The following is an 11,879-nucleotide window of genomic DNA, read 5'->3' on the forward strand; positions in this document are numbered from 1 at the left end:
CAGAAACACCAGCACCAGCGCAACCAGCGGAAGAAAAACCTGCAACTCCAGGAGCAACAGAAACACCAGCTCCAGCGCAACCAGCGGAAACAACACCAGCAGTTTCAGGAGCAACAGAAACACCAACACCAGCGCAACCAGCAGAAGAAAAACCTGCAACTCCAGGAACAACAGAAACACCAACTCCAGCACAACCAGCGGAAGAACAACCAGCAGCGCCAGGAGCAACAGAAATACCAACTCTATCGCAACCAGCAGAAGAAAAACCAGCAGCGCCAGGTACAACAGAAACACCAGCACCAGCGCAACCAGCGGGAGAACAACCATCAGCGCCAGGAGCAACAGAAACACCAACACCAGCGCAACCATCGGAAGAAAAACCTGCAACTCCAGGAACAACAGAAACACCAACACCAGCGCAACCATCGGAAGAAAAACCTGCAACTCCAGGAGCAACAGAAACACCAGCGCCAGCGCAACCATCGGAAGAAAAACCTGCAACTCCAGGAGTAACAGAAACACCAACACCAGCGCAACCATCGGAAGAAAAACCTGTAACTCCAGGAGCAACAGAAACACCAACTCCATCGCAACCAGCGGAAGAAAAACCAGCAGCGCCAGGAGCAGCAGAAACACCAACTCCATCGCAACCAGCAGAAGAAAAACCAGCAGAGTCAGGCACAACAGAAACACCAGCAGATTCAAATAATCAGAATAATCCAAATGTACCAAAAGATGATGTTGAAAAAGGTTTAGAAGAAAATGGCGCAGAGTTAGAGTCACGTAAAAAAATGAAATTAGAAGAAATTAACTCAAGTAGTCTATCATCTAGTGAAAAAGAAGCTGCTAAATTAAAAGTAGAAGAATATACTAAAAAAGCTAAAGAAGAAATGAAACAAGCAAAAACTACAGATGATCAAGCGGCTGCAGTGGAGAAATATTCAGATGATTTAATTACGATTGATACTCCTGGAGTTGACCAAGGTAAACCAGATTACACAAATTCAGGATTATCTGGTAACGGACCAGAAGGAACAAATATTGGAGATAACAATGTTATTGGGCATGGAAATAGTACACCAGAAAATACAGGATTTAGAAGTGCACCAGTGTATCAACCACGTGTAACACTTCGCGAAAGAAATGCTGATGAACCAAAAAATAAAGTTTCTATTTATTATAATTATGATGGGATGAAAGATATTCCTGGATTCTTCAATGATTTAGATAGTAAAAATGAAGTTGAAGTACCTCAAAAAGCTCCAGCACAAACATTGAAGTCTATTTTAAAATCAAAAATTGATCAAAAGAAAGCAGAACTTGAAAGAAAAGGATACAAAATTGCTGATGAATATTTTGTAGGAATTAATCAAGAAAATGCAACACATTATGATTATGTAGTAACTTTTACAAAAGCATAAGATAACTTCATAAAAGAAGGCTAGCAAAAGTGTTAAACTTAAAGCTAGCCTTTTTGTGCTATTATCAATCAATTATGAAAAACAAAAAAGGAATGTAGTATGGTTGTTTAGATAGAAAATAGGTAGGTTCAATTGCTATTAATAGGAAACTGCTGTACGAAGAAGAGTTTCTAGTGTACAATACAGTCAGAAAAGGAGAGAAAAGAATGTTTTTATTAGCACCACTTTTAATTACCATAACGATAGCCAGTTATGCCGTATTAAAATATTATTTTGGAACAAGAATTTATTTTTCAGATTCATTCTTTCTAACAATAAGAGAAGTAATGTTACCTTTATTAGTTGTTAGTTTTGAAATTTTTTCTCAAGTAGTTTTAGGATATTCTCAATTACCTTGGATGATATTATTTAGTTGTATTATTGGAGTAACATTGTTATTAGTGAAAAAAGGTAACCATGAATTCTCATTGAGACAATATTTATATCAATTTTTTTCATTAGAATTTTTGGTATTTGTAATGGGACATCTGCTGTTAGTCATTGAGTATTGTTTTTATTTATTACTCTCTTGGGGAGTTGTCCGTTAATAGTTTTAGAAATAGTTAGAGAAGCACTTAGTCAGTTGATTAAGTGCTTTTTTTATTTAAAAAATACAAAGTAAGGATAAAAAAGTGGGGTTGTAATAAATTGATGAAAAACATTGATATATAAGTCTTTTTGAACGTTCTACAATGAAGAGTGTTTTTAATTTTATATAAAAAAGGGATGGGTTTAAAATATTTTTTAACTTTTTTCATAAAAAAGTGGTGAAAAGTGGGGGAGTGTGGTAAACTATGGATAATTAATGAATGATAGGAGGAGTCTGCATGTTAATCGGTGAATATCAACACACAATTGATGCTAAGGGACGTATGATTGTTCCAGCAAAATTTCGTGAAGATTTAGGATTCACTTTTGTTGTAACACGTGGACTAGACGGCTGTTTATACGGCTATCCTCTTGAACAATGGCAATTGCTTCGTCAAAAGTTGAGTGAATTACCTCAATCTAAAAAAGACGCTCGTGCATTTGCTCGTTTCTTCAATTCTGCTGCTAGCGAAGTAGAATTTGATAAACAAGGAAGAATTAATATCACACCAACATTAAGAGAACATGCTGGACTAGCAAAAAATTGTCGAGTAATTGGTGTGAACGATCGAATTGAAATTTGGGATGAAGAACGTTGGAAAGCATATATTGCTGAAACTGAAGAGAATTTTGAAGAATTAGCAGAACAAATGGCTGATTTTGGATTTTAGAAAGGATATTAATAAAGAATGTTTAAACATGTAACCGTATTGCTACATGAAACAGTGGATAATCTTGAAGTAAAACCAGATGGGATTTATGTAGATTGTACATTAGGTGGAGCAGGACATAGTGAATATTTATTAGGTCAATTGACAACGGGACATTTATATTGTTTTGATCAAGACATGAATGCCATTGATAATGCTAAAATCCGTTTAAAAAAATTTATTGATGAAGGTAAAGTAACGTTCATTCATGCAAATTTTAGAATGATTCAGAAAAAATTAAATGAATTAGGAATCAAAAAAGTAGATGGAATTTTGTATGACTTAGGTGTATCTTCTCCACAATTGGATCAAATTGAGAGAGGATTTAGTTATCATCAAAATGCTATCTTAGATATGAGAATGGATCAAACTGCACCATTAACTGCAAAAGAGATTATCAATGAATGGAGTTATGATGAGTTAGTTCGAATATTTTATCGTTATGGAGAAGAAAAGTTTTCTAAACAAATTGCGAGAAATATTGAACGTATTCGACAAGACCATGAAATTGAAACAACAGGGGAATTGGTAGATATTATTCGAGATAGTATCCCTGCAGCTGCAAGAAGAAAAGGTGGACATCCTGCTAAAAGAATTTTCCAAGCAGTTCGTATTGCTGTAAATGATGAATTAGCAGCAGTGGAAGATTCACTAGAACAAGCTTTTGATTTAGTAGAAGTCGGCGGAAGAATTAGTGTTATTTCTTTCCATTCTTTAGAAGATCGTATTGTGAAGACGATGTTTAAACAACAAAGCACTGTTGAACAAGGTCCTAAAAATTTACCGATTTTACCAGGACAGTTAGAAAGTGCTGATTTTAAATTGATTACAAGAAAACCAATTTTGCCAACAGAAGAAGAAATGCAAGAAAACTCAAGATCACAAAGTGCAAAATTACGAGTGATTGAACGTGTGAAATAATTAGTAAAGGAGGCGTTTTTTGATGGCATTAGCAGAACAAATCGTTGATGTAAATTCTACAACAACAGTCAAAGAAGCCTTTCCGAATACTTATTCCGACAAAGTAGTAACGGCTATACCTCAAGAAAAAGTAAAAGTTAATTATGCAAGAAATATGATTATTTCAATTGTAGTAATTGTATTATTAGGCACTTTAACAGTTGTTAGCTCAATGTTAGTAGCGAATAAAAATCGTCAATTGCAAGATATACAAACTAATACAACATTGATGCAAAGAAAAAATGATACGTTATTACAATCGGCGCAAGAATTATCACAATATGACCGTGTGAATCGTATTGCAAAAGAACAAGGATTACAAATGGGTCAAAATAACGTAAGGAATGTTGGACAATGAAAATGAATAATTTTAAGGAATATTTGGGAAATAGAAAGATTGCGATACGTTGCTTGATGGCAATCGCATTCTTCCTATTTCTCATTTTTTCTTTTCACTTTTTTAAAATAATGGTTCTAGGCCAAAGTCATGGTGTTAATTTGAGAGATGAATTAGATAAAAAATTAACTCACACAACACTATTGAAGGCTAAGCGTGGAAATATTTATGATGCAAGTGGTAGTCCAATTGCTGTAGATGCAACGAATTATTCTTTGTTTGCTGTATTAACAGATCAATGGGATAAAGGAAAAAAAGATTATGTACAAGATTTTTCAAAAACTGCACAAGTTCTATCAAAATACATTGATATGAAGGCTCCAGAAATTGAAAAAATCTTATCTCAAAAAAATGTTTCCCAAGTAGAATTTGGAAATGCAGGGAAAAATCTTTCTGTTGAAACAAAGGAAAAAATTGAAAAAGAAGAACTTCCCGGTATTAAATTTACGGAAAATCTTTCACGTTATTATCCAAATGGAATTTTTGCATCTCATTTAATTGGATATACAGATGTAGAAGAACAACAAGTTGATGGAAAACCAGTTGAACAATTGGTTGGTAAGATGGGAATTGAAGCATCGTATAATGCTACGCTAACTGGAAAACCAGGTGAACTTGTATCTCGATTAGATGGTAATGGATATGTTATTCCAGGAAGTGAAAAAATTACGGAGCAACCTAAAGATGGAAATGATTTGTATTTAACTTTAGATAAAAAAATGCAAACGTATTTAGAATCTTTAGTTTCTCAAGTAACTGAAAAGTATTTACCAAATCAATTAACAGCGATGTTAGTGGATCCAAAAACAGGGGATATAGTAGCTGCAACTCAGCGACCAACGTTTAATGGAACAACAAAAGAAGGCATTGGTACAATGTGGAATAATCTATTAATGGATGAAGCTTATGAACCAGGTTCTACTATGAAAGTATTAGCTCTTGCTGCTGCTATTAATGAAGGAGTTTTTGACCCTAATGAAAAGTATGAATCTGGTAAAATCCAGATTTTTAAAGATTTAGTTCGTGACTATAATAAAGTTGGTTGGGGGAGAATCACTTATTTAGAAGCTTTAGCTCACTCAAGTAACGTTGCTTTTGTTCATGTAGTTCAAAAAATTGGAGTAGAAAAATGGAAGCAATATTTAGACTTATTTGGATTTGGTCAAAGTACGCAATCAGGATTTTTAAATGAAGCTACTGGATTGAATACATATAATTCTTATTTACAACAATTGTCGACTGGTTTTGGACAAGGGATTTCTGTAACAGCTTTTCAAATGGTACAAGCTTTTACAGCAATTGCAAATCAAGGTGAAATGAAAAAATTAAGAATTGTGGATCATGAGTTTAGACCAGCAACAAATACTACAGTGAATTTTTCTGAAAATTCTTTAGGGCAAGTGATTAAACCGGAAACAGCTAAAAAAACTCTAGAATATTTACGTCAAGCAACTACTATGAAAGATGGAACATCTAATGGGTTTGATATTGAAGGTGAGGAAATAGCTGTGAAAACAGGAACTGCCGAATTTGTAAATCCTGAAACAGGAACTTATTACTCGTATGGAAGTAATTATATTTATTCTGTAGTTGGATTTGCGCCTGCAAGTGATCCAAAATATATTTTATATATTACATTGAAGCAACCTCAAAATAACCCTTATGGAGCTGGAGGTAGTGCTTTAATTAAAGAGATTTTTAATCCAATGATGAAACGTGCGTTAGATTATAGTCGATTAACGCAATAAAAAGGAGGAATTTAGAAATGTTAGCTACAGAATTAGCTCAATTAATTTATCTCAAAAAGATTGAAGGTAATTTATCAGGTGTAACAATTGATTTTTTAGCACAAGATTCAAGAAAAGTTCGTCCAAATACATTATTTTTCTGTATTGATGGAGTTACAGTAGATGGGCATCGCTTTGCTGCTGCTGCGAAAGAAAAAGGTGCCGTTGCCTTTGTAGCTAGTAAATCTATCAAAAATCAAGTAGGGGATACTCCAGTAATTTATGTTAAAGATGTGACAAGAGTGATGGCTTTGTTGGCAAATCATTTTTATGGATATCCAACTCAATCTTTACAAATGATTGGTGTTACAGGAACTAATGGTAAAACGACAGTCACTCATATGATAGATGCATTATTGGAAAAACCGAATAAACCAACTGCATTAATTGGTACAATTTATCGTAAAATTGGTCCAAAAATTATTCAGACTCATAATACAACTCCAGAAATTTTAACATTGCATGAAACTTTCCAAGAGTTAAAAGAGATTGGTGGAGAGACTTGTTTGATGGAAGTTTCTTCTCATGCCTTACAATTAGGCCGTGTTTGGGGATTAGATTATGATTGTGTAGTCTTTACGAATTTAACACATGAACATTTAGACTTACACAAAACAATGGAACAATATGCGCATGCTAAAAGTTTATTATTCTCTCAATTAGGGAATTATGTTGGAGAAAATTCTAAGCCAAAAGTAGCGGTTTTAAATGCGGATGATGAACAGTTTCAAATGTTTGAGTATTCAACTCCAGTTCAAGTGATTAGCTATGGAATTAATGAGGAAGCTGACTTCAAAGCTGAAAATATTCGTACAGAAAATGGACATACAATCTTCGAACTAGTAATTCAAAATGATGAACGTTACTTAGTAGATATGCCATTACTAGGAATTTTCAATGTTTATAATATGTTGTCTGCAATTGCAGTAGCGTTTGTTTATGGAGTTTCGATGGAAGAAATATTGAAAAAAGTAAAAGCTTTCCAAGGTGTAGCAGGTCGTATGCAATCTGTTGATAAAGGACAAGATTTTCAAGTAATCGTGGACTTTGCTCATACTCCGGATGGATTAGAAAATGTATTAGATTCTTTAGCACAAATTCCACATGGGAAGATTATTACAGTTGTAGGGCATAGTGGAGGAAATCGTGATTCTAGTATGAGACCAGAATTAGGAAGGATTGCTCTAACTAAATCAGACCATGTAGTCTTTACAGCAGATAATCCTAGAACAGAGCCATTAGTAAATATTTATGAAGGATTATTAAGTACAGTTGATAAGAATTCTGTTTCTTATGAATGTATTGATAAACGAGAAGAAGCCATTGAAAAAGCACTTCAATTAGCGAGTGCTGGAGATATTGTGCTACTTGCTGGAAAAGGTGTGGAGCCTTATCAAATTATTGGTGAAGTAGAATATCCTTATAATGAAATTGAAATCGTAGAATCATTATTAGGAAAGTTATAAAAAGGAGAAAAAGATGACATTACAATTATTACTTGTATTAGGAGCCACATTACTAGCAACAGTATTTGCGGAACCTAAATTTATTCAATTTATGCGTAGGAATCAATTTGGGCAAACAACTTTAGAGGATGGTCCATCTTGGCATCAGGCTAAAAGCGGAACACCAACGATGGGAGGATTTATCTTCTTAATGATGATTGGAATTGTTAGTTTAGTTCTTGGAGGATTATTCGGACATTTTAATTTCACATTATTAAGTGGCGTCATTGGTTTTGTATTTTTTGGTGGGATTGGATTTTTTGATGATTTTATTAAAGTATTTAGAAAACAAAATCAAGGCTTAAAAAGCCATCAAAAATTTGTTTTACAAATAGCAGGTTCTGCAGTTTTTGTAGCTTTATTCTTATTAAGTGGACGTGCTCCATTAATTTATATTCCTTTTTTTGGTGAAGTACATAGTTTAGTCTTATTTGCCATTTTTACCATCATTTGGATTACAGGATTTTCAAATGCGGTAAATTTAACAGATGGGTTAGATGGACTAGCGACATCAACATCTATTGTTGCTTATGGAACGTATGCATTTTTAGCATTACATTCAAAACAAGTAGAAATTGCATTCTTCTGTTTTAGTGTAGTTGGAGGATTAATTGGATTCTTAATGTTCAATTGGAAGCCAGCTAAAATCTTTATGGGAGATGTTGGTTCTCTAGCTTTAGGTGCAGGTTTAGCAATCATTTCTTTAATGCTTCATCATGAGTGGAGTTTACTAGGAATTGGGATTGTATTTGTATTAGAGACAGCGAGCGTTATTATTCAAGTAACCTCATTCAAATTAACAGGAAAACGTGTGTTTAAAATGAGTCCGATTCACCATCATTTTGAAATGTGTGGATGGAAAGAAGTGAAAATCGTTTTAGTCTTCAGTTTAGTTGGATTAATCGGAGCATTGATTACATTAGTATTGATTTAGAAAAGCTTTTTAGCTTTTCATACATATTTTTCGGCAGTTTATTCTGCCATATACATATTGAAATTAATTTAGGGGGCATATTAGGTGCTGAATGAAAAGAAATTTGAACATAAAAGAGTATTAGTGATTGGATTAGCAAAAAGTGGAGTGGCTGTGGCCAAATTATTACTACATCAAGGAGCGATTGTAACTGTAAATGATCGTATTCCATTAGAAGAAAATCCAGATGCAAAAAGTTTAATTGAAGAAGGAATTCGTGTTTTAGCAGGTTCACATCCAGTAGATTTATTAGAAGAACATTTTGATTTTGTTGTGAAAAACCCTGGAATTCCATACCATAATTGTATGGTCGAAGCAGCTGTGAAAAAAGGAATTCCAGTATATACAGAAGTTGAAATTGCCTATCATTTATTAGAAGGTTTAATCATTGGAATCACTGGTTCAAACGGGAAAACGACTACAACTACCTTATCGAGCTTGATGTTGAAAGAATCTTTCCCTGAACGTGATGTTTATGCTGCAGGAAATATTGGAATTCCATTATCTCAATTAGCGGAACAATCAACAAAAGAAGATATTTATGTTTCAGAATTAAGTAGTTTCCAATTAATGGGAATTGATCAATTCAAACCGAAAATTGCGTGTATTGTAAATATATTCAGCGCTCATTTAGATTATCATGGTTCACGAGAAGAATATATTAAAGCAAAACTTCAATTGACGAAAAATCAAACGGAAGACGATTACTTAGTTTATAATGCCGATTATCCAGAATTGATTACCTTAATTGAAGGACATACAAACGCAACATTAGTTCCATTTAGTAGAAAAACTGTTTTAGAAATTGGAGCTTCAGTTGAAGATGATTACATTTGCTTTAATGATGAAAAGGTAATTCCTGTTTCAACGATTCAAGTTCCTGGAACACAAAATGTTGAAAATGTATTAGCAGCAGTTGCGATTGCAAAATTAGCAGGAGCGACTAATGAAGGAATTCAAAAAGCAGTACAAAACTTCCATGGTGTAAAACACCGTACACAATTTGTAAAAGAAGTGAATAAGAGACGTTTCTACAATGATTCGAAAGCAACAAACATTATTGCCACTCAAACAGCCTTACGTAGCTTTACAAATCAATCGGTTATTTTAATTGCAGGTGGATTAGATAGAGGAAATGGTTTTGATGAATTAGTTCCAGATTTAACGGCTGTTTCAGGAATTGTTTTGTATGGAGAAACAAAAGAAAAATTACAAGAAGCTGCGAAAGTTGCAGGGATTCCTGTTATTGAAGTGGTGAATACATTAGAAGAAGCAACTAAAAAGGCTTATGAAATTAGTAAAGAAAACGATATTATTTTATTATCTCCAGCTTGTGCAAGTTGGGATCAATTTAAGAATTTTGAAATTCGTGGGGATGAATTTATTCGAGTTGTAGAGAATTTATAAGAAAGAGGAAAAGATTCATGAGAGTTGTCGTATCTGGCGGAGGTACAGGAGGTCACATTTATCCTGCACTTGCATTTATGAGATATTTAGAAAAACAAGAAGAGGTAGAATATTTATACATTGGTACGAAACGTGGATTAGAAAGTAAAATTGTTCCACAAGCAGGATATGCATTTGAATCCATTAAAATCGAAGGGTTAAAGCGTTCGCTTTCATTAGAAAATTTAAAAACAGCCTACTATATGGTAACGAGTGTCATTAAAGCAAGAAAAATTTTAAAAGAATTTAAACCTGATGTTGTCATTGGGACAGGTGGCTATGTTTGTGCGCCTGTATTATTTGCCGCAAGTTTATTAAAAATTCCAACCATTATTCATGAACAAAATAGTGTTGCAGGAGTAACGAATAAATTTTTAGCAAAATGGGTGAATAAAATTGCGATTTGCTTTGAAGATGTGAAAAAAGATTTTGCATCTTACAGTGATAAAGTCGTTTTAACTGGAAATCCTAGAGGGCAGGAAGTTGTCGAAATTAAGAAAAATCCTGAATACTTAGCTTCTATTGGAGTTCAGACAGACTTACCAATCGTAGTAATTTTCGGTGGTAGTCGTGGTTCAGAGCGAATGAATGAAGTGTTTGTTGAGGCTTTAGAAGGATTTGCGGATAAAAATTATCATGTCATAATGGTTACAGGAGAAGTGCATTATGACAAAATCAACAATCAGATTACAAATTCAGAAAAATCATTGCCAAATGTTTCTGTTTTTCCGTATATTAAAGATATGCCACAACTATTCCAAAATGTAGATTTAGTCGTTTGTCGTAGTGGCGCAACAACTTTAACGGAACTAACAGCATTAGGATTGGCAAGTATTTTAATTCCAAGTCCATATGTAACAAATAATCATCAAGAAGCAAATGCTCGTTCATTAGTTGATCAAGGTGCAGCATCAATGATTTTAGAAAAAGAATTGAATGCTCAAACAATGTTAGCTGAAATTGATGACATTTTATTAGATTCTCATAAAAAAGAAGCAATGGCTGCTTCTGCTAAGAAGATGGGAATTACAGATGCAAGTTCAAGATTAACAAGTATGATTCATGAAATAATGTAGAAAGAAAATGGAGGAGTCTTATGAAATTTTTTAAAAAAACTTCAACTTCTTCGCCTCCTCCTATAGAGATAAAAGAGGAGATTCCGAAAAAAAATCTTTTTCAACCAATAAAACAATTTTTCCATTTTAATCGTTTAGAAATGAAATTTTTATGGTGGATTTTTCTAGCTAGTATGTTCTGGAGTATTTATTTTATTTCTCCTTTATCAAAACCAAAAGCAATATACGTATATGGGAATCGACAAGTGGAAGTCGAAACAATCCGAGAACAAGCCGGGATTAAAAAGGGAAAAACGATATGGGGTATCTTATCTGAACATGAAACGATTCAACAAAGATTAACAAAAAGAAATCCAAAAATTAAAGATGCTTCTGTTACTCTATCTGGTTTCAATACAATTCAATTAACGATTTTAGAAAATCCTGCTATTGGTTATTATGTTGAAGATGGAAAATATAATGAATTATTAGTGGATGGTCAAACGATTCAAATAGAGGAGCCTTCTAATAAAGAAGGATACCCAGAATTAGTAAATTTTGACGAAGAATCAAGAAATCAATTAGCGAATCAATTAGAAAAAACTTCACCTAGTGTAGTAAGTATGATTCGACAAATTCAATATGTAGATCCAGAAAAGAAACCATTAAAACTTCAAATTCGAATGAGAGATGGAATGAAAGTGATTGGAACTTTAAAAGATATTGGAGAAAAATTAAATTATTATCCAAGTATTTATAATGAATTACAAATGAAATCAGGAACCATTGATATGGAAGTCGGAATTTTTTACACACCAGATATTAATGCTCAATAGTAAAAGAAAATGTAAAAAAATTATTCAAATATTTTCTTAACAAGCAAGAAATATGGTAAAATAGAAAATGTATAGTTATTTATAAAATGTGAATGAAAAAATATTAGTAGGAGGTTTCAATAAACGTGAAAAATCAAGGAATTTATGTGAGTTTAGATATTG

General features: G+C 33.3%; 10 protein-coding genes and 1 pseudogene. All 11 read left to right on the forward strand.

Annotation, left to right across the window (positions count from 1 at the left end; translation table 11 throughout):
- Positions 1 to 1,421, forward strand: a pseudogene (locus tag RYK07_RS07895) (hypothetical protein); the annotation flags it as partial.
- A gap of 206 nt (positions 1,422 to 1,627) precedes the next feature.
- A complete protein-coding gene (locus tag RYK07_RS07900; RefSeq protein ID WP_314853308.1) occupies positions 1,628 to 2,008 on the forward strand; it encodes a DUF3397 family protein in 381 nt (126 codons plus the stop codon).
- 279 nt (positions 2,009 to 2,287) lie between these two features.
- Entirely contained in the window at positions 2,288 to 2,719 is a 432-nt protein-coding gene (gene mraZ, locus RYK07_RS07905; protein WP_314853309.1) for a division/cell wall cluster transcriptional repressor MraZ, read from the forward strand.
- An 18-nt stretch (positions 2,720 to 2,737) separates the two neighbouring features.
- Positions 2,738 to 3,679 carry a 16S rRNA (cytosine(1402)-N(4))-methyltransferase RsmH gene (gene rsmH / locus RYK07_RS07910; protein ID WP_314853310.1) on the forward strand — a complete coding sequence of 314 codons (942 nt, stop codon included), beginning with the start codon at positions 2,738 to 2,740 and terminating at the stop codon, positions 3,677 to 3,679.
- A 22-nt stretch (positions 3,680 to 3,701) separates the two neighbouring features.
- Entirely contained in the window at positions 3,702 to 4,076 is a 375-nt protein-coding gene (ftsL, locus tag RYK07_RS07915; RefSeq protein ID WP_314853311.1) for a cell division protein FtsL, read from the forward strand.
- A gap of 110 nt (positions 4,077 to 4,186) precedes the next feature.
- Positions 4,187 to 5,863, forward strand: a complete 1,677-nt coding sequence (locus tag RYK07_RS07920) for a penicillin-binding transpeptidase domain-containing protein (RefSeq protein ID WP_314853313.1) — start codon at positions 4,187 to 4,189, stop codon at positions 5,861 to 5,863.
- A gap of 17 nt (positions 5,864 to 5,880) precedes the next feature.
- Entirely contained in the window at positions 5,881 to 7,368 is a 1,488-nt protein-coding gene (locus RYK07_RS07925; RefSeq protein WP_314853314.1) for a UDP-N-acetylmuramoyl-L-alanyl-D-glutamate--2,6-diaminopimelate ligase, read from the forward strand.
- A 13-nt stretch (positions 7,369 to 7,381) separates the two neighbouring features.
- Positions 7,382 to 8,341 carry a phospho-N-acetylmuramoyl-pentapeptide-transferase gene (gene mraY, locus RYK07_RS07930; protein WP_314853315.1) on the forward strand — a complete coding sequence of 320 codons (960 nt, stop codon included), beginning with the start codon at positions 7,382 to 7,384 and terminating at the stop codon, positions 8,339 to 8,341.
- 84 nt (positions 8,342 to 8,425) lie between these two features.
- On the forward strand, positions 8,426 to 9,787 hold the full coding sequence (gene murD, locus RYK07_RS07935; RefSeq protein ID WP_314853317.1) for a UDP-N-acetylmuramoyl-L-alanine--D-glutamate ligase: 1,362 nt from the start codon (positions 8,426 to 8,428) through the stop codon (positions 9,785 to 9,787).
- Between the two features lie 17 nt (positions 9,788 to 9,804).
- A complete protein-coding gene (gene murG / locus RYK07_RS07940; RefSeq protein ID WP_314853319.1) occupies positions 9,805 to 10,902 on the forward strand; it encodes an undecaprenyldiphospho-muramoylpentapeptide beta-N-acetylglucosaminyltransferase in 1,098 nt (365 codons plus the stop codon).
- A gap of 20 nt (positions 10,903 to 10,922) precedes the next feature.
- Positions 10,923 to 11,717: an FtsQ-type POTRA domain-containing protein gene (locus RYK07_RS07945; protein ID WP_314853321.1), complete on the forward strand. Its 795-nt coding sequence runs from the start codon at positions 10,923 to 10,925 to the stop codon at positions 11,715 to 11,717.
- Positions 11,718 to 11,879 lie beyond the last annotated feature (162 nt).

Source organism: uncultured Granulicatella sp., from assembly GCF_963528315.1.
Lineage (GTDB): Bacteria > Bacillota > Bacilli > Lactobacillales > Aerococcaceae > Granulicatella.

What these genes read in the sequence shown, in the direction of transcription:
- mraY (WP_314853315.1), top strand. Translation starts at nt 7,382, where the DNA reads ATGACATTACAATTATTACTTGTATTAGGAGCCACATTACTAGCAACA.
- RYK07_RS07920 (WP_314853313.1), top strand. Translation starts at nt 4,187, where the DNA reads ATGGTTCTAGGCCAAAGTCATGGTGTTAATTTGAGAGATGAATTAGAT.
- RYK07_RS07945 (WP_314853321.1), top strand. Translation starts at nt 10,923, where the DNA reads ATGAAATTTTTTAAAAAAACTTCAACTTCTTCGCCTCCTCCTATAGAG.
- RYK07_RS07900 (WP_314853308.1), top strand. Translation starts at nt 1,628, where the DNA reads ATGTTTTTATTAGCACCACTTTTAATTACCATAACGATAGCCAGTTAT.
- RYK07_RS07925 (WP_314853314.1), top strand. Translation starts at nt 5,881, where the DNA reads ATGTTAGCTACAGAATTAGCTCAATTAATTTATCTCAAAAAGATTGAA.
- mraZ (WP_314853309.1), top strand. Translation starts at nt 2,288, where the DNA reads ATGTTAATCGGTGAATATCAACACACAATTGATGCTAAGGGACGTATG.
- rsmH (WP_314853310.1), top strand. Translation starts at nt 2,738, where the DNA reads ATGTTTAAACATGTAACCGTATTGCTACATGAAACAGTGGATAATCTT.
- murG (WP_314853319.1), top strand. Translation starts at nt 9,805, where the DNA reads ATGAGAGTTGTCGTATCTGGCGGAGGTACAGGAGGTCACATTTATCCT.
- ftsL (WP_314853311.1), top strand. Translation starts at nt 3,702, where the DNA reads ATGGCATTAGCAGAACAAATCGTTGATGTAAATTCTACAACAACAGTC.